The organism is Nocardioides sp. ChNu-99 (genome assembly GCF_029493445.1).
In the GTDB taxonomy this organism is placed as follows: domain Bacteria; phylum Actinomycetota; class Actinomycetes; order Propionibacteriales; family Nocardioidaceae; genus Nocardioides.
Window position 1 is genome coordinate 1 of record NZ_JAHWBL010000030.1, and the last position, 17,176, is coordinate 17,176.

Consider the following 17,176-nt stretch of genomic DNA (forward strand, 5'->3'; position numbering starts at 1 on the left):
GCGGGCGGGCGCCCGCCGTACGCCGCCGCCCGCCGCAGGACCACGCCCGGCCGAGCCGGGCGCGAGCGCCGTGGGCCGCCCGCCGACGACCACCGCGGAGCGCGGTCCCCTCGACGGCGTCCCGGTCGGTGACTGGCTGAGCGCGTTCCAGCAGGCCGCGGTCGAGCTCTTCGGGGACGACGCCGAGGCGCAGCTCGCCCGGTTCCTCGCCTTCCTGCGGCGCCGCCTCACCGGCGACTACGTCGTCGACGAGTTCGGGTTCGACGCGGAGATCACCCAGCGCTTCTTCATCGCGGCCCTGCGTCCCATCGCGCAGCGCTGGTTCCGCCTCGAGGTGCGCGGCATCGAGAACGTGCCCGTCGAGGGCGGGGCGCTCGTCGTCTCGAACCACTCCGGCACGGTCCCGGTGGACGGCCTGATGACGATGGTCGCCGTCCACGACCACGCCGGCCGCTCGCTGCGCCCCCTCGGGGCCGACCTCGTCTTCCGCCTGCCCGTCGTCAGCGCCCTCGCGCGCAAGAGCGGCACCACGCTGGCCTGCAACGACGACGCCGAGCGGCTGCTGCGTAACGGCGAGCTCGTCGGCGTGTGGCCCGAGGGCTTCAAGGGGATCGGGAAGCCGTTCTCCGAGCGCTACAAGCTGCAGCGCTTCGGGCGCGGCGGGTTCGTGAGCGCCGCGCTGCGCACCGGCGTGCCGATCGTGCCGCTGTCGGTCGTGGGCGCCGAGGAGATCTACCCCCTCGTCGGCAACCTGCCGTCCCTGGCCCGGCTGCTGGGGATGCCCTACATCCCCATCACGCCGACGTTCCCGCTGCTCGGGCCCCTCGGCCTCGTGCCGCTGCCGTCGAAGTGGGTGATGGAGTTCGGCGAGCCGATCCGCACCGACGAGTACGACGAGGGCGCGGCCGACGACCCGATGCTCGTGTTCAACCTGACCGACCAGGTGCGCGAGACGATCCAGCAGAGCCTCTACCGCCTGCTCGTCGACCGCGGCGGCGCGTTCGGCTGATCGCCGCGTTCGGCTGATCGCCAGGGGCGACCCGCCCGCTGACCCGGACCCGTGCGTCGCCCGGAGCGGGTCAGGGCCGCGTGCCGCCCAGCCCGAGGATCTCGTCGAGCGTCTCGGTCAGCGGCGCGGTCAGCTGTCGCAGCGGCTCCGCGAGCGGGCCCGTCAGGCCGAGCACGCCGTCGGTCGTGCCCGTGACGCCCGTGCCACCGGTGCCGGGCACCGGGGGCAGCGCGGGCACGGTCGGGGTGGTGCCGGCCGGCGGCGCAGCCGGGGTGTCGGGCGTGGCCGGGGTCGACGGGGCCTGCGGAGCCTGCGTCGGGTCCGCCGGGGTGGACGGGGCCGGTGCGGGCGCCTGCAGCGGCACGCCGAGGCTCCCGGCGCCGCCGCTGACGCTGCCCGGCGGCAGGCCCGCCGCACTGTCGACGGTCGGCAGCTTCAGCGGGTCGTCGGCGAGGCCGGCCTCGGCGAGGGCCACGGCGGAGGCGAGGGAGAAGGGCAGCTCGACGGCGGCGCCGGACCCGCAGTCGGGGCAGAGCGTCAGCGCGCGGTCGTCGATCGACTGCAGCGTGCCCACGACGTCGGCCAGCGCCGTCTTGGCGTCGCCGGTCAGTGCCGGCTCGAGCGGCGCGAGGGTGCCGAGGCTGTCGCGCACGAACTCGCGCAGGCGGGTGGCGTCGGTGTCGTCGCCCGAGGTGCCGTCGCCGATGAGGAGGGTCGCCGCCTCGTCGGCCTGCTCGCCGAAGGTGGTGAGCGAGTCCACGACGTACGACGTGCTGGCGGCGTCGTCGCGCTCCACGAGGCCCTGCACCTCGGCGAGGCGCTGCTCGGCGTGGCGCAGCGTCACCGTGCCACGCGAGGCGTCGGTGAGGCTGATGGTGCCCCGCGCGCCCTCGAGGGCGCGCTTGACCGGGTAGAGCGAGTCGCCGGGCAGGGCGTCCTGCGCGGCGTACGCCATCGTGCTGGAGCCACCGGCGAGCACCGCCACGCTCGCGGCGGCGACGAGGCTGCGCCGGCGGTGGGGGGGGTGCTCGCGCCGGGGGAGGCGCAGCAGGTCCTCGTCGGTGGCGGGCGCCGGCACCAGCGCGGTGTCGGCCTCGGCCAGCAGGCGGGCCCGCAGGTCGGCGGCGAAGTCCGCGCGGGGCGCGGGGGCGGTGGAGCGCTCGGCCCGCAGGGCGGCGACCACCTCGAGCAGGGGGGCGAGCTCGGGGCGCGGCGCAGGGGCGCCGTCGCCGGTCCGCTGCGCGAGCGCGACGTCGAGCTCCTCGGCACGGCGGCGGGCCGTCGGGAGGGACATCATGAGGCGGGTCCTGTCAGGTCGGTGGCCCTGCCCGAGGGAGGGGCGGACAGGTGCACTGCCTCGCCCAACGAGGGCACGGACGGGGAGGTTACGGCGGCGCTCACGACTCCCTGATCCCTTCCGGCATCAGCTTCGCCAGGTTGCGCACGCCCCGCAGCTGCAGCTGCTTCACCGCGCCCTCCGTGCGCTCCAGGGCGGCCGCCGTCTCAGCGATGCTCATGCCCTGCAGGAAGCGCATGACCAGGCAGTCCTGCTGCTCCGACGGGAGGCGGCCCAGCGCCTCCATGAGGATCTCGTTCGTGAGGGCGGAGAGCACCGTGCTCTCCGGCCCGTCGTCGTGGCCGTCGTCGTGCACGCCCATGTCCTCGACCGTGTGCTCGAGACGGGTGCGGCCGGCCTTGAAGTGGTCGGTGGTGAGGTTGCGCGCGATCGTCATCAGCCAGGCGCCGAAGTCGCGACCCTGCCAGCGGAAGTCGCCCATGCGCCGCAGCGCGCGGAAGAACGTCTCCGACGTCAGGTCCTCGGCCAGCGGCACCGAGCGGGTCCGGTAGTAGAGGAACCGGTAGACCGCGCCGTGGTAGTGGTCGTAGAGGAGGCCGAAGGCCTCCTTGTCCCCGCCGCGGGCGAGCTCCACGAGGCCGATGAGGCGCTCGCGCTCCTCGGGGCGCTCCTCGGTCGAGAACGCGTCCTCGGTGTCGTCCGGGGCCGCGCCCCCGCCGGCGCCGCCGGCCGGCCGGTCGCCCGCGGCCTCCTGGCGCGCCGGGTCGGTCGCGGTGGCCGCGAGCACGTGGGGCGAGCGGCGCACGCGGTGCGTCGGGTGCGGGACACCGGCGAGCCCGGGCTCGGTGCCGAGCCCGCCGAGGGCGGTGAGCACGACGTGGCGCAGCGCGTCGAGACCCTCCCCGACGGCAGGCGTGCGCCGACCTGCTGTGCTCATCGTGCCCTCCCCGGAACGCCGTCTCCCCCCGAGACGTCGGCCCAATGTAGGCCGACGTCCCAGGCTTGTGAACCGTTATCGGCAAACCCGGGAGCGATCTGCGGCGAACCGACCTACTCGTCGGAAAATTCTTCGCCGGACGGCGGACGCGGGCTCAGCGGCGGTGGCTGCGCAGCGCCGTACCGGCGGCCACGGCGCCGCCCACCGCACCTGCGGCGACGCCGGCGAGCACGCCGGCGCGGGCGGCCTTGCGCCCGGTGCGGTAGTCGCGCACCCGCCAGCCCCGCTCGCGGGCGAAGGCGCGCAGGCGGGCGTCGGGGTTGACGGCGCAGGGGTCGCCGACGAGCCCGAGCAGGGGGAGGTCGTTGGCGGAGTCGGAGTACGCCGAGCACCGCGACAGGTCGAGCCCCTCCCGCGCGGCGAGCGCCTTGACGGCCTCGCTCTTCGCGGGGCCGTGGAGCATCTCGCCGACGAGCCGGCCGGTGTAGACGCCGTCGACGTGCTCGGCCACCGTGCCCAGCGCGCCGGTCAGGCCGAGGCGGCGCGCGATCATCGTGGCCACCTCGATGGGTGCGGCGGTGACGAGCCAGACCCGCTGGCCCTGGTCGAGGTGGAGCTGCGCGAGCGCCCGCGTGCCCGGCCAGATCTTCGCGGCCATGGCCTCGTCGAAGATCTCCTCGACGAGCGACTCGAGCTCGCCGACGGTGTGGCCGGCGATGAAGCCCAGCGCGGAGTTGCGGGCGTCCGCCACGTGCGCCGGGTCCTCGACCCCCACGACGCGGAAGTAGGCCTGCTTCCAGACCGCGCCGGCGATCTCGCGCGTCGTGAAGAACTCGCGACGGTGCAGGCCGCGGGCGAGGTGGAAGATGCTCGCCCCCTGCATGAGCGTGTTGTCGACGTCGAAGAACGCCGCCGACGTGGGGTCGCGGGGCATGTCGAGCGCCGACTCGACCTCGGCGGCCGCGGCGGAGGCCTCGCCGGCCAGGCGGGAGCGGCGGCGCAGGTCCGTGGGGCGTCGCCCGGCGAGCGGGCGCGACTGCGGACGCTCGTCCGGCTCGACCGGTCCCTCGGGAGCCGGGCTCTCGTCGTCGGGGTGGGGCACAGGTCGCAGCCTAGAATGCGGGGCGTGTCACTTCCACCGATCTCGCCCGGCGACGCCCGCGTCGTGCTCTACGGACGCGAGGGCTGCCACCTGTGCGACGAGGCCCGCGCCGTCGTCGCCCAGGTGTGCGCGGAGCTCGGCGAGCGCTTCGTGGAGGTCGACGTGGACGAGGACGACGAGGCCGCGACGGCGGCCCGCATCGACCCCGACGAGATCCCGGTGACGTTCGTCGACGGGCGGCAGCACGACTTCTGGCGCGTCGACGCCGAGCGGCTCCGGTCCGCCCTCACCGCGTGACCGCCCGCTCCCACCCCCGCTCCCGCGGCCCGGTACGGCGACGCGCCCTCGCCGCGGTCGCCGTGCTGGCCGTCGTCCTCGTCGTGCTCGCCGTGCTGGGCGACTCCTTCGGGCGCGCGCGCCCCAGCGGCAGCTACCGCCCGGCCCTCGTGGGCAACACGGTCCTCGACGGCTGCTTCCCGCTGCCGGGCGACGCGCGACCCGACCTGGCGTTCGTCGTGCGCAGCGACGGCGACGTCGCCACCGACGCCGGCCCGCGCCGCCGCCTCGTCCTGCACTGGTCGGAGGTCGGGCTGCCGGAGGCGGCGACGGCGCTCGAGGAGGCGTTCACCGCCGTCGGGTTCACCGTCACGGACGCGACGTCGGGACCCGCCGACGGCGTCCTGCGACTGAGCGGCCCCGCCGGCGAGCGCGTGGTCGTCGAGCTGCGGTCCTTCGACGACGAGCCGCCGCTGCTCGTGCGCGGCGAGGCCGTCCTCGACCTGCCCGTCGCCGCCCCGGCCCGCACCGACCCCCCGTGCGACGCCGTGACGACCACGAAGCGCTTCGGCGACCGCCCGGGGGAGTGGTGGGAGTGAGGTGGCTGCGGGGGCTGACCCGCTCCGACCGCGTCCTGCTCGGCCTCGCGCTGGCGCACGTCCTCGTCGCGGCCTGGGTCTTCACGCTCGTCGGCGACGGCGCGCTGCACGGTGACGAGGCGGCGTACGCCGACGGCGGTCGCGCCCTGTCCAACCTCGCCCGCGACCTCGGGTCGCTGCGGGCCCCCGACACCGCCGAGCTCTCGCGCAACGTGGTGGCCAGCGGCTGGTTCATGCCCGGCATGGCGGTCGTGACCGCGCCCTGGTTCCTCGTGGTGCCGGACGGGGACGTCGCCGGTCTGCGGGCCTACCTCGCGGTCGTGTCCACGCTCCTGCTGCTGCTCGCGGCCTGGCGCGTGCGGGGCGTGCTCGGCGCGGTGCCCGCCGGGGCGCTGCTGGTGCTGCCCGGCCTGGTGCCGACCTGGGCCGCGTTCTCGATGGGCGTGTGGGGCGACCTGCTCGCCGGTCTCGTCGTGGTGCTGCTGCTCTGCGAGCTCGTCGTGGTCGGGCGCGGCCTGCGCGCGGGCAGGGCCCCGTCGTGGGGCCGCGGCGTCGGTCTGGGGGTGCTCGCGGTCGCGGCGGTCTACCTCCGCTCGAGCACCTCGCTGCTGGTCGTGGGTCTCGGGGTCGTCACGGTGCTCGCCGCCGTGCTGCTGCTGCGGGGCCGGGAGCGGCTGCGCGGCCTCGCCGTCGCAGCCCTCGGCGGCGTCGCGTTCGTCGCCCTGCTCACCCCCTGGTCGGTCGCGGCGTCGGCAGCCCTGGACGCGCCCGTGGTCACCACCACCACGGTGCCCACCGTGCTCGCCAACACCTTCGGCGACCGCGACGAGGTCTGCTTCGGGCCCTGCGACCCGGGGTCGACGCTGTGGTTCAGCCCGTTGCGCTACGCCCGGGAGACGGGCGCGGCCACCGGCACCCCCGAGACGGAGGTGCTGGAGCAGATGTCGACCCACGCCCGGGCCGACGTCACGCCGGGCTCCTACTCCCGCGACGTGCTGCGCAACCTGCACGACTACACGAAGGACCCCGACCGGTTCCTGACGTGGCTCGGCGCCCCGGCCGGCCCGTCGCGGGTGCTCGCCGAGGGCGTGACCGACGTGATGGTGTGGTCGGGGTTCGCCGCGGGGGTCGCGCTGCTGCTGACGGTGGCCCGCCGCCACCGCGACCTCCAGGTGCTCGGCGTGCTGCTGACGCTGTCGCTGGGGGCCCTGCTGACCCAGCCGTTCGTGCACGTCTCGGGTCCCCGCTACTGGACCACCGCCGCGCCGGTCCTCGGGCTGGGCGCGGCCTGGGTGTGGGCGGTCGCGCGCTCGCGGCGGGAGGGTGCGCCGTACCCCGCGGGGTTCGTGCCGGCGCCCGAGGTGGCCCCGGGACGCGCGGGGATCGACGCGGCGTACGGCACCTGGCTGGTGCGGGTGCAGGCGCTGCTGGCGGTGGGCTGCGTGCTGGTGGCGGCCGGCGTGCTGGTCCTGGCGGCCCTGGGGTGAGGCCCGATGATGGGACGACGGTGACGGACGAGCAGACGGACGAGCAGGAGGAGCGGGTCGTGGAGGCGCAGCAGGTGCACGCGGAGCAGGTGGCCGCGACGGCGACGACCAGCGGGGAGACCGGTGGTCGGCGCCGGTTGGCCTACGTGCTGCCCGTGTACGACGAGGCCGAGGTCGTGGAGACCTTCCACCGCACCCTGTCGGAGACGGTGGCGCAGCGCCCCGACCTCGACGTCGAGTTCGTCTACGTCGACGACGGCAGCGCCGACGACTCCCTGGACCGCCTCCTCGCGCTGCGCGAGACCGACGACCGCGTGACCGTCATCGCCCTGTCGCGCAACTTCGGCCACCAGCTCGCGGTGACCGCGGGCCTCGACGCGGTCGGCGACGCCGACGCGGTCGTGGTCATGGACACCGACCTGCAGGACCCGCCGCGGGTCAGCCTCGAGCTCGTCGAGCGCTGGGAGGCGGGCGCCGACGTCGTCTACGCCCAGCGCCGCACCCGGCAGGACACGCGCTTCAAGCGGCTCACCGCCTGGGCGTTCTACAAGCTGCTCGCCCGGATGGCCGACGTGGACATCCCGCGCGACACCGGCGACTTCCGGCTGATGGACGCCCGGGTCGTCGCGGAGATCGGCCGCTACCGCGAGCACGGCCGCTTCCTGCGCGGCATCGTGGCGCACGTCGGCTTCCGCCAGGAGGCCGTGCTGTTCGACCGCGACGAGCGGTTCGCCGGTTCCACCGGCTACCCGCTGCGGGCCATGATCTCCTTCGCCTCGCACGGCATCCTCGGCTTCTCCACCGCCCCGCTGCGGCTCATCAGCAAGCTGGGCGTGCTCATCTCCGCGCTCAGCCTGGTGGTCGCGGGCTACGTGCTCTACGTGCGGCTGGTCACCCCGGAGGAGGCCGTGCCGGGCTGGGCGTTCCTCGGCGCCGGCATGTTCCTGCTGTCGGGCCTGCAGCTGATCATGATGGGCGTCATCGGCTCCTACCTCGGCCGCGTGTACGTCGAGACGCAGGACCGGCCGCTCTACTCGCTCGCGCTCGTGGCCCGGGGCCCGCGCAGCGCCCCGCCGGCGGTGTCGTCCGGCGAGCGGCGCCGCGGGGCGACCCACCGGTGAGGCTGCTGCGCCGGCTCCCGCCGCAGCTGCGCTTCGCGGGCGTCGGAGTGGTCAACACCGCCCTCGACGTCGGGATCTTCTGGCTGCTCCACGGGCCGCTCGGCATCACCCTGGCCAACCTGGTCTCCACGAGCGCCGGGATGATGTTCAGCTTCGTCGTCAACGGCCTCTTCACGTTCGACGCCGCCCGCCTCACGCTGCGCCACGCGCTGCTCTTCGTGGCCACGACGGGCGCGACGATGTGGGTGCTCCAGCCGCTCGTCATCCACGCGCTGCTGTGGGTGGTCGACCCCGTGATCGTGGCGAAGGTGCTTGCGATAGGTTGCAGCCTCGTCGTCAACTTCGCGGCCTACCGCTTCGTCGTGTGGCCCCGTCGGGCCGCCGAGCCGGACGCAGGAGCCTGACCGGCGCCGTCGCGCGCTGCCCGACGAGGGCCTCGTCGGTTTGTCCTGCCGTTCGCGAACTCCTACAGTGAGCGGGCCGCGCGCGCCCCCAGGTGCCCCCCGGTTCCGCCCTCCTGACACAGGCGAGCCCGTGCGCGGCTGGAGACGAGACACGTTGACTGCACGGACCCAGGCCGAGAGCCCCCGGGGCATCCCGGAGGCCACCGTCGCGCGGCTTCCCCTGTACCTCCGTGCCCTGACCGCGCTGGCCGAGTCGGCCACCCCCACGTGCTCGAGCGAGGACCTCGCCGCGGCCGCCGGGGTGAACTCCGCCATGCTGCGCAAGGACCTCTCGCACCTGGGCTCCTACGGCACCCGCGGCGTCGGCTACGACGTCGAGAACCTGCGCTACCAGATCGCCCACGAGATCGGGCTGACCCAGGACCGCAACGTGGTCGTGGTGGGCCTCGGCAACCTCGGGCAGGCGCTCGCGAACTACGCGGGGTTCCGCTCGCGCGGCTTCCGGGTCGTCGCGCTGCTCGACGCCGACCCCCGCCTCTTCGGCACCGGCGTGGCCGGGCTGGGCGTGCGCCCCGTGGCCGAGCTCGAGGACGTCGTCGCCAGCCTCGACGTCGCGATCGGCGTCATCGCCACGCCGGCCTCGGCCGCCCAGGACGTGGCCGACCGCCTCGTCGCCGCGGGCGTCGCCAGCATCCTCAACTTCGCGCCGACGGTGCTCGTCGTCCCCGAGGGCGTGGAGGTGCGCAAGGTGGACCTGTCCATCGAGCTGCAGATCCTGGCCTTCCACGAGCAGCGCCGCTCCCCGTCGTACGTCGGGGGAGCCACGGGCGCGGGCGGGCACCACCACGACGGCGTCGGAACGGACGGCCACGGGCGACGGGTCGTCGCCGCGGGCCACGGGGAGGAGTCGCGATGAGCGTGCTGGTCGTGGGGGTCTCCCACCACTCGGCGCCGGTGGCCGTGCTGGAGCGGCTGGCGCTGGACGCCGAGGGCGCCCAGAAGCTGGTCGCGGAGGTGGCGAACGCGGAGCACGTCACCGAGGCGACGGTGATCGCGACGTGCAACCGCCTCGAGATCTACACCGAGGTCGAGCGCTTCCACGGCAGCATCGAGACGATCTCGCGGCTGCTCATCGAGCGGGGCGGCGCGACGACCGAGGCGATGCTCCCGCACCTGTACGTGCACTACGACGACGCCGCCGTCTCCCACCTCTTCCGGGTGGCCGCCGGCCTCGACTCGATGGTCGTCGGCGAGGGCCAGATCCTCGGCCAGGCCCGCGAGGCGCTGCGCCTCGGCCAGGAGCTGGGCACGGTCGGGCCCGCCCTCAACGTGCTGTTCCAGCAGGCGCTGCGCGTGGGCAAGCGCGCCCACGCCGAGACCGACATCGACCGCGCCGCCCCGTCCCTGGTGACGGCCGCGCTCGAGCTCGCCGCGCCGCAGGTCGGCGGCCTCGCCGGGCGCCGCGCCGTCGTCGTCGGCGCCGGGGCGATGGCGTCGCTGGCGACCGCCACGCTCGCCCGCGCCGGCGTGGCCGAGCTCGTCGTCGTCAACCGCACCGAGCCCAACGCCTCCCGCCTGGCGGGGGAGTACGGCGCACGCTCGGCCCAGCTGCCCGACCTCGAGCGCGAGCTGGTCGGCGCCGACGTCGTCGTGTCCTGCACCGGCTCGACCGGCACCGTGCTGACCCGCGAGCTCGTCGAGCGCGCCCGCAGTGGCCACGACGACCCGGCCCGGCCGCTGGCCGTCGTCGACCTCGCCCTGCCCCACGACGTGGAGCCCGGTGTGGCCGAGCTGCCCGGCGTGCTGCTGCTCGGGCTCGCCCGCCTGGCCGACGAGCTGCGCATCGCCGAGGTCGCCCCCGGCATCGACGCGGTGCGCGAGATCGTCACCCAGGAGATCGCGGCCTTCACCTCGGCCCGCCGCCAGGCGAGCGTGACGCCGACGGTGGTCGCGCTGCGCACGATGGCGACGACCGTCGTGGAGGCGGAGATGGCCCGCCTCGACGGTCGCCTGCCCCACCTCGACCCCGCCGCGCGCGCCGAGGTGCTGCAGACGGTGCGCCGCGTCGCCGACAAGCTGCTCCACCAGCCCACGGTGCGCGTGAAGCAGCTCGCCAACGAGCAGGGCGCGGTGTCGTACGCCGCCGCGCTGGCCGAGCTGTTCGCCCTCGACCCCGACGCGGTCGACGCCGTGACCCGGCCGGGAGGACGCCCGTGACCGCCGCAACCCCCACCGGCACCGCCGCCCAGCGCCCCCTGCGCCTGGGCACCCGCGCCTCCGCGCTCGCCACGACGCAGTCGGGTCACGTCGCGGCGCTCATCACCGAGCGCACCGGCCGGCCCGTCGAGCTCGTCGAGGTGACGACCCACGGCGACGTGAACCGCGCCCCGCTCGCGAGCATCGGCGGCACCGGCGTGTTCGTCAGCGCGCTGCGCGACGCGCTGCTCGACGGCGAGGTCGACCTGGCCGTCCACTCGCTGAAGGACCTGCCGACCGGGTCGGCCGCGGGCATCGCGCTCGCCGCCGTACCCCCCCGGGAGGACCCACGCGACGTGGTCGTGGCCCGCGACGGGCTGACGCTCGGCGAGCTGCCGGTCGGCAGCCGCGTGGGGACCGGCTCGCCGCGCCGGGCCGCCCAGCTCGCGGCCCTCGGCCTGGGCCTCGAGATCGTGGCCATCCGCGGCAACGTCGACACGCGCATCGGCAAGATCGCCGCCGGCGAGGTCGACGCCGTGCTCCTGGCCCGCGCCGGGCTCGCCCGCCTGGGCCGCGAGGCCGAGGTCACCGAGACCATCGACCCGTTCCAGATGCTCCCCGCGCCCGGCCAGGGAGCCCTGGCCGTCGAGTGCCGGGCCGCCGACGCCGACCTGGTGGAGCTGCTCGGAGCGCTCGACGACCCCGGCACCCGGGCGGCCGTGACCGCCGAGCGCGCCGTGCTCTCCACGCTGGAGGCCGGGTGCTCCGCGCCCGTCGGGGCGCTGGCCGAGGTGGTCGAGGGCGACGAGGGGGAGGAGCTGTGGCTGCGTGCCGTGGTGCTCTCCGTCGACGGCGCCCTCAGCATCCGGATGTCCTCCACCGGCTCCCCCGGCGACGCCCACGGCGTCGGGAGCCGCCTCGGCCAGGAGATGCTGGCCGACGGTGCCGCCGACCTGATGGAAGGCCCTCAGCCAGAGGGTCCCGACCGAGTGAGAGAGCAGCACGCATGACGCGACGTACCGCCACTCCGAGCACCACCGCCACCTCCACGGGGGGCGCCGCCGGCGCACCCGAGGGCACCGGGTGGGTCTCGTTCGTCGGCAGCGGACCGGGTGACCCGGGCCTGCTGACGGTCCGTGCTCTCGACCTGCTGCGCGACGCGGACGTCGTCGTGACCGAGGCACCCGACCACGAGCTCCTCGTGCGCTCCGCGCTCGGCATCCCGACCCCGACGGTCGTCAAGGACGCCGACGGCGTCGAGACCGTCGTCGACACCGCGCCGACCTTCGTCGACGGCGGCTTCGGCGAGGACGGCCAGCCGCTCACCCACGCCGCGCGGGCCAAGGTCGTGCTCAAGCACGCGCGCAGCGGCGCCCGCGTCGTGCGCCTCATGACGGGCGACCCGTTCCTCTACGCCTCGGGCCCCGAGGAGGCGCAGGCCTGCGTCAAGGCCGGCATCGGCTTCGAGATCGTGCCGGGCGTCTCGTCGGCGACCGCGGTGCCGGCGTACGCGGGCATCCCGCTGACGACCCGCAACCACCGCGAGGTCACCGTCGTGGCCTGCACCGACAAGGTGGACTGGAACGCGTACGCCGACGGCCGCACGCTGGTGCTGCTCAGCTCGGTCGGCCCGATCGCGGAGGTCGCCTCGGCGCTCGTCGCCGCCGGCCGGGCCGCCACGACGCCGGTCGCCATGACCCGGGTCGGCACGACGACCGATCAGGTCACCGTCACCTCGACCCTGGAGCACATCGCGGCCGACGCCCGCGCCGCCCGGATCCAGCCGCCGGCCGTCACGGTCGTCGGCGAGGTCGTCGACCTGCGCGAGACGCTGTCGTGGTTCGAGACCAAGCCGCTGTTCGGCTGGCGCGCGCTGGTGCCCCGCACGAAGGACCAGGCCGGCGCGCTGTCCGCCCGCCTGCGGGGGTACGGCGCGGTGCCCGAGGAGGTGCCGACCATCTCGGTCGAGCCGCCCCGCAACCCGCAGCAGATGGACAAGGCCGTGCGCGGCCTCGTCGAGGGCCGCTACGAGTGGATCGCCTTCACCTCGGTGAACGCGGTGCGCGCCGTGCGCGAGAAGTTCGAGGAGTACGGGCTCGACGCCCGCGCGTTCTCGGGCCTCAAGATCGCCGCGGTCGGCGACAAGACGGCCGAGGCCATCGCGGCCTGGGGCCTGCGCGCCGACCTCGTGCCCTCCGGCGAGCAGTCGGCCGCCGGGCTGCTCGAGGACTGGCCCGAGTACGACGACGTGCTCGACCCGATCAACCGCGTCTTCCTCCCGCGCGCCGACATCGCGACGGAGAACCTGGTCGCGGGCCTCGTCGACAAGGGCTGGGAGTGCGACGACGTGACGGCCTACCGCACCGTGCGCGCCGCGCCGCCGGCCGCGCCGGTGCGCGACGCCATCAAGACCGGCAAGTTCGACGCGGTCGTCTTCACGTCGTCCTCGACGGTGCGCAACCTCGTCGGCATCGCCGGCAAGCCGCACCCGTCGACGGTCATCGCGGTCATCGGGCCCGCCACGGCCAAGACGGCCGAGGAGCACGGCCTGCGGGTCGACGTCATGGCTCCCTCGCCGTCGATGGAGGCGCTCGTGGACGCGCTGGCCGACTTCGGCGCGACCCGCCGGCTCGGGCTGCTGGAGTCCGGGCAGCCCGTCACCAAGCCGTCGGACCGCAAGGCGTCGGCGCGCCGGAAGGTCTCGAACTGAGCGCCACCGGGTCGGGCGACCTCCCGGCGCGGCCCCCCGTCGTGCGGCCGCGCCGGCTCCGGCGTACCCCCGCGCTGCGGGAGCTCGTCGCCGAGACCTCCGTGCGGCCCCGGCAGCTGGTGCTGCCCGTGTTCGTGCGCGAGGGCGCGACCCAGCCGGTGCCGATCTCGTCGATGCCGGGGGTCGCGCAGCACACGCGGGACTCGCTGCGCGCGGCCGCCGTCGAGGCGGCCGAGCTGGGGCTCGGCGGGATCATGCTCTTCGGCGTGCCGGAGGCGAAGGACGCGACGGGCTCCGGCGCGGTCGACCCGGCCGGCATCCTCAACGTCGCGATCGCCGACGTCGCCGCGGAGGTGGGCGACGCCCTGCCCGTGATGGCCGACCTGTGCCTCGACGAGTTCACCGACCACGGCCACTGCGGCCTGCTCGACGACCACGGTCGGGTGGACAACGACGCGACGCTCGAGGTGTACGCCGAGATGGCCCGCGCCCAGGCCGCCGCCGGCGCCGACGTGGTCGGGCCCAGCGGCATGATGGACGGCCAGGTCGCCGTCATCCGCGCCGCGCTCGACGGCGCCGGCGCGAGCGACGTGGCGATCCTCGCCTACTCGGCGAAGTACGCCTCCGCCTTCTACGGCCCCTTCCGCGAGGCCGTCGACTCCTCGCTGGTCGGCGACCGCCGTACCTACCAGCAGGACGGCGCCAACGCCGTCGAGGGCGTGCGCGAGGCGCTGCTCGACGTCGCGCAGGGCGCGGACATGGTGATGGTGAAGCCGGCGCTCGCCTACCTCGACGTCGTACGACGGGTGCGCGACGCCGTCGACGTGCCGGTCGCGGCGTACAACATCTCGGGCGAGTACGCGATGCTCGAGGCCGCCGCGGCCCACGGCTGGATCGACCGCGAGGCCGCGATCCTCGAGACGCTGACGTCCATCCGCCGCGCCGGCGCCGACGTCGTGCTCACCTACTGGGCCGCCGAGGCCGCCCGGCTGCTGCGCGCCTGAGTCCCCCGCCCGCAGGCTGCATAGTCCCTGACGTTCTCCACGTCCCGCCCGGCGTGTCGCGACGAGAACGTCAGGGACTACGGGCGAGCGAGGGCGGTGCTGCAGGTCCCGGACGCAACAGGGCCCCGGCTCCAGGAGGAGAACCGGGGCGCTGCGCGGGGGAGATCAGGGAACGGGCGTGCCCACCAGTGCGTTGATGCACCGGTTCAGGAGATTCTTCTGGTTGGGCGTGAGCAGTCCGGCGACGATGCCCAAGAGGTTCAGGTCCGCGAGGCATTCCCGCCGGGCGACGTCGGCCGTGTAGAGAACCTGCTCCACGATCGTGCCGGGGATCTCGGCGACGGGCGGCACGGTGGGTGCCGGGGGCTCAGGCTCGGGAGCCGGGGGCGGCGTGACCGGGGTCGAGCCGCCGCCGGTGCCGCCGCCCGAACCACCGCCGGTGCCCGGCGTGGAGCCGCCGCCCGTGCCGGGCGTGGACCCGCCGCCGGTGCCCGGGGTCGAGCCGCTGCCGGTGCCGCCACCCGTGCCGGGCGTCGCGCCGGCACCGGTGCCGCCCGTGCCGCCGGCCGCCGGGGCGCCGGGACGACCCGGGACCGCGGTGTCGGTCGAGCCGCCGTCGTTCGGGCGGGTCGTGACCGGGTCGGGGACGAAGTAGTTCGACGCCGCGACCGCGTTCGGGACCGACGTGTACTCGCCCTCGAGGTAGGCCTCCTCGATGGCGAGCACGAGGTTCACGTACTCGTCGCTGTGGTTGTAGCGGTGCACCGCCGAGCGCTTCCCGGCCTCGGTGGACAGGTCCTCGTCGCCCGAGCACAGGTACACGGCCGTGGCGAGCGCCGCGTCGTGGATGTTCTGCGGGTCGCGCACGCCGTCGCGGTCGGCGTCGACGCCGACGACGCGCCACGTGGAGGGGATGAACTGCATGGGGCCGACCGCACGGTCGTACGTCGCGTCGTTGTCGAGCTCGGCCGCGTCGGTGTCCATGATCCGCGCCGTGCCGTTCGAGCCGTCGAGGGGGATGCCGAAGATGCCCGGCGTCGCCACGCCCTTCTCGTCGAGCTGCGTGCCGCCGTACCGGCCGTGGTCGGACTCGACACGACCGATGGCCGCCACGAGCTGCCACGAGATGCGGCACGAGGAGTCGGCGCCGTTGATGATCGTCTGCGCCCGCTGGTAGGCGCCCAGCGCGACCGCGGGGATGCCGCTCGTGCTCGACGCGCTCACGATGGAGCTGTCGGTCTGCGCCGCGGAGACGGCCTCGGGGAGGGAGACGCTCGCGGGGGCCTCGACGGCCGCCTCGGGCACCTCGACCGCACCCGGGGTCGCGCCGCCCTCGTCGGCCGCGGTCAGCGTGCCGACCGGGCCGCCGGCCCCGGCGATCGCGACGGTGCAGGCCGCGGACAGGGCCGCCATGGGCGCGAGCGCGGTGGCCTTCTGCCACCGCGCGAAGCGGGTTGTGCTCATCGTTCTCTCCCCTGGTGACCAGTGCGGACCGTCGTGCGGCTCCCTCAAGCCGTGTGACGTGGACAACGCTTCTGTTCCCGGCAGGTTACGACCGCACCCCAACCACGAACGTCCTTGACCATATCTTGAGGAAACGCCCCTGTCATGGGTTCGCGCGAGCAACTGCGCGACCGGTGGTCGACGGCTTGGCCGCATCGGCGAGAATGGGCCGGTGCCCGCCCCGACCGAACGCCCCACCGCGCGCTCCGCGGACCTCTTCGCGCGTGCCGGTGCGGTGACCCCGGGCGGCGTCAACTCGCCCGTCCGGGCCTTCGGTGCCGTGGGGGGCACGCCGCGGTTCATCGCCAGCGCCGAGGGCGCCTGGCTGACGGACGTCGACGGCAACCGGTACGTCGACCTCGTCGGCTCCTGGGGCCCCATGCTGCTGGGCCACGCCCACCCCGAGGTGGTCGCGGCCGTGCAGGCGGCGGTGGCGCGGGGCACGTCGTACGGCACCCCCACCGAGACCGAGGTGCTGCTGGCCGAGGAGATCGTGGCCCGCACCCCGGTGGAGCGCGTGCGGTTCACCTCGTCGGGCACCGAGGCGACGATGTCGGCCATCCGCCTCGCCCGCGGGGCCACGGGCCGCGACGTCGTCGTGAAGTTCGCCGGCTGCTACCACGGCCACGTCGACGCGCTGCTGGCGAGCGCCGGCTCGGGCCTGGCGACGTTCGCGGTGCCGGGCACGCCGGGCGTCCCGCAGTCGGCCACCGACCTCACGCTCGTGCTGCCCTACAACGACCGGACGGCCGTCGAGAAGGTGTTCGCCGAGCACGGCGACCGCATCGCCTGCCTCGTCACCGAGGCCGTCCCCGGCAACATGGGCGTCGTCCCGCCCGAGCCGGGCTTCAACCGGTTCCTCGCGGAGACCTGCCGCGCCCACGGCGCCCTCTTCGTCTCCGACGAGGTGATGACCGGCTTCCGCGCCACCCGCCAGGGCGGCTGGGGCCTCGACGGCGCGCACGAGGGCTGGGTGCCCGACCTCATGACGTTCGGCAAGGTGATGGGCGGCGGCCTGCCCGCCGCCGCGTTCGGCGGCCGAGCGGACGTGATGTCGCTGCTCTCGCCCCAGGGCCCCGTCTACCAGGCCGGCACGCTGTCGGGGAACCCCGTGGCGACCACGGCGGGCCTCACCACCCTGCGCCTGGCCACCGACGAGGTGTACGAGCGGGTGGGCACCGTCGCGAGCACGATCGCCGACGCCGCCTCCGCCGCGCTCGCCGCCGAGGGCGTCCCCCACCTGGTGCAGAGCGCCGGCACCATGTTCTCCGTCTTCCTCTCCGACCCGGCCTCGCCGCGCAGCGCCGTCCGCGACTTCGACGACGCGCAGGCGCAGCACCTGCCGGCGTACGCCGCCTTCTTCCACGCCATGCTCGACGCGGGGGTCCACCTGCCGCCGTCGGCGTACGAGGTGTGGTTCTGCTCCGCCGCCCACGACGACGCCGCCGTGAGCCACGTGCTCGCGGCGCTCCCCGGCGCCGCCCGGGCCGCCGCCGCGACGTACTGACGCCCCGACGCCCCACCCGCCCGC

16 protein-coding genes are annotated in these 17,176 nt (G+C 75.2%); 12 read left to right on the plus strand and 4 right to left on the minus strand.

Features of this window, described 5'->3' with window-relative positions; all coding sequences use genetic code 11:
- Nucleotides 1-70: 70 nt before the first annotated feature.
- Entirely contained in the window at nucleotides 71-1,009 is a 939-nt protein-coding gene (locus KK617_RS11275; protein WP_277500155.1) for a lysophospholipid acyltransferase family protein, read from the plus strand.
- Between the two features lie 70 nt (nucleotides 1,010-1,079).
- On the opposite strand, the gene KK617_RS11280 is transcribed toward KK617_RS11275, so the two are convergent.
- The 3 genes from KK617_RS11280 to KK617_RS11290 all read right to left on the minus strand — a co-directional run bounded on the left by KK617_RS11280 (nucleotide 1,080) and on the right by KK617_RS11290 (nucleotide 4,228).
- The gene (locus tag KK617_RS11280; RefSeq protein ID WP_277500107.1) at nucleotides 1,080-2,306 is read right to left on the minus strand and encodes a DUF5667 domain-containing protein; all 1,227 of its coding nucleotides are present in this window, start codon (nucleotides 2,304-2,306) and stop codon (nucleotides 1,080-1,082) included.
- Between the two features lie 100 nt (nucleotides 2,307-2,406).
- Nucleotides 2,407-3,243 carry a sigma-70 family RNA polymerase sigma factor gene (locus tag KK617_RS11285; protein WP_277500108.1) on the minus strand — a complete coding sequence of 279 codons (837 nt, stop codon included), beginning with the start codon at nucleotides 3,241-3,243 and terminating at the stop codon, nucleotides 2,407-2,409.
- 154 nt (nucleotides 3,244-3,397) lie between these two features.
- Entirely contained in the window at nucleotides 3,398-4,228 is an 831-nt protein-coding gene (locus tag KK617_RS11290) for an HAD-IB family hydrolase (RefSeq protein WP_277500156.1), read from the minus strand.
- Between the two features lie 141 nt (nucleotides 4,229-4,369).
- Here KK617_RS11290 and KK617_RS11295 point away from each other — a divergent pair, with 141 nt between their 5' ends.
- The 10 genes from KK617_RS11295 to hemB all read left to right on the plus strand — a co-directional run bounded on the left by KK617_RS11295 (nucleotide 4,370) and on the right by hemB (nucleotide 14,142).
- On the plus strand, nucleotides 4,370-4,642 hold the full coding sequence (locus KK617_RS11295; protein WP_277500109.1) for a glutaredoxin family protein: 273 nt from the start codon (nucleotides 4,370-4,372) through the stop codon (nucleotides 4,640-4,642).
- A complete protein-coding gene (locus tag KK617_RS11300) occupies nucleotides 4,639-5,220 on the plus strand; it encodes a hypothetical protein (RefSeq protein ID WP_277500110.1) in 582 nt (193 codons plus the stop codon). The genes KK617_RS11295 and KK617_RS11300 overlap by 4 nt, the downstream gene beginning before the upstream one ends.
- Nucleotides 5,217-6,707: a hypothetical protein gene (locus KK617_RS11305; protein ID WP_277500111.1), complete on the plus strand. Its 1,491-nt coding sequence runs from the start codon at nucleotides 5,217-5,219 to the stop codon at nucleotides 6,705-6,707. The genes KK617_RS11300 and KK617_RS11305 overlap by 4 nt, the downstream gene beginning before the upstream one ends.
- Before the next feature lie 20 nt (nucleotides 6,708-6,727).
- Nucleotides 6,728-7,828, plus strand: a complete 1,101-nt coding sequence (locus tag KK617_RS11310) for a glycosyltransferase family 2 protein (RefSeq protein ID WP_277500112.1) — start codon at nucleotides 6,728-6,730, stop codon at nucleotides 7,826-7,828.
- Nucleotides 7,825-8,232 carry a GtrA family protein gene (locus tag KK617_RS11315; protein ID WP_277500113.1) on the plus strand — a complete coding sequence of 136 codons (408 nt, stop codon included), beginning with the start codon at nucleotides 7,825-7,827 and terminating at the stop codon, nucleotides 8,230-8,232. The genes KK617_RS11310 and KK617_RS11315 overlap by 4 nt, the downstream gene beginning before the upstream one ends.
- A gap of 154 nt (nucleotides 8,233-8,386) precedes the next feature.
- The gene (locus KK617_RS11320; protein WP_277500114.1) at nucleotides 8,387-9,148 is read left to right on the plus strand and encodes a redox-sensing transcriptional repressor Rex; all 762 of its coding nucleotides are present in this window, start codon (nucleotides 8,387-8,389) and stop codon (nucleotides 9,146-9,148) included.
- Nucleotides 9,145-10,449 carry a glutamyl-tRNA reductase gene (locus KK617_RS11325; protein WP_277500115.1) on the plus strand — a complete coding sequence of 435 codons (1,305 nt, stop codon included), beginning with the start codon at nucleotides 9,145-9,147 and terminating at the stop codon, nucleotides 10,447-10,449. The genes KK617_RS11320 and KK617_RS11325 overlap by 4 nt, the downstream gene beginning before the upstream one ends.
- Nucleotides 10,446-11,438, plus strand: coding sequence for a hydroxymethylbilane synthase (gene hemC, locus KK617_RS11330; RefSeq protein ID WP_277500116.1), 993 nt, complete (start codon nucleotides 10,446-10,448; stop codon nucleotides 11,436-11,438). The genes KK617_RS11325 and hemC overlap by 4 nt, the downstream gene beginning before the upstream one ends.
- Nucleotides 11,435-13,138, plus strand: a complete 1,704-nt coding sequence (locus tag KK617_RS11335; protein ID WP_277500117.1) for a uroporphyrinogen-III synthase — start codon at nucleotides 11,435-11,437, stop codon at nucleotides 13,136-13,138. Before hemC ends, KK617_RS11335 begins: the two co-directional genes overlap by 4 nt.
- Before the next feature lie 41 nt (nucleotides 13,139-13,179).
- Entirely contained in the window at nucleotides 13,180-14,142 is a 963-nt protein-coding gene (hemB, locus tag KK617_RS11340; RefSeq protein ID WP_277500118.1) for a porphobilinogen synthase, read from the plus strand.
- Between the two features lie 165 nt (nucleotides 14,143-14,307).
- Here hemB and KK617_RS11345 read toward each other — a convergent pair whose 3' ends face one another.
- Entirely contained in the window at nucleotides 14,308-15,606 is a 1,299-nt protein-coding gene (locus KK617_RS11345) for a lytic murein transglycosylase (protein ID WP_277500119.1), read from the minus strand.
- Nucleotides 15,607-15,817: 211 nt separating this feature from the next.
- Between KK617_RS11345 and hemL the strand changes: the two genes are divergently transcribed.
- Entirely contained in the window at nucleotides 15,818-17,152 is a 1,335-nt protein-coding gene (gene hemL, locus KK617_RS11350; protein WP_277500120.1) for a glutamate-1-semialdehyde 2,1-aminomutase, read from the plus strand.
- The last annotated feature ends 24 nt before the right edge of the window (nucleotides 17,153-17,176 follow it).

Excerpts from the sequence above, each read along its gene's own strand:
- KK617_RS11325 (WP_277500115.1), top strand. The coding sequence starts at position 9,145 with ATGAGCGTGCTGGTCGTGGGGGTCTCCCACCACTCGGCGCCGGTGGCC.
- KK617_RS11345 (WP_277500119.1), bottom strand. The coding sequence starts at position 15,606 with ATGAGCACAACCCGCTTCGCGCGGTGGCAGAAGGCCACCGCGCTCGCG.
- KK617_RS11280 (WP_277500107.1), bottom strand. The coding sequence starts at position 2,306 with ATGATGTCCCTCCCGACGGCCCGCCGCCGTGCCGAGGAGCTCGACGTC.
- KK617_RS11335 (WP_277500117.1), top strand. The coding sequence starts at position 11,435 with ATGACGCGACGTACCGCCACTCCGAGCACCACCGCCACCTCCACGGGG.
- KK617_RS11285 (WP_277500108.1), bottom strand. The coding sequence starts at position 3,243 with ATGAGCACAGCAGGTCGGCGCACGCCTGCCGTCGGGGAGGGTCTCGAC.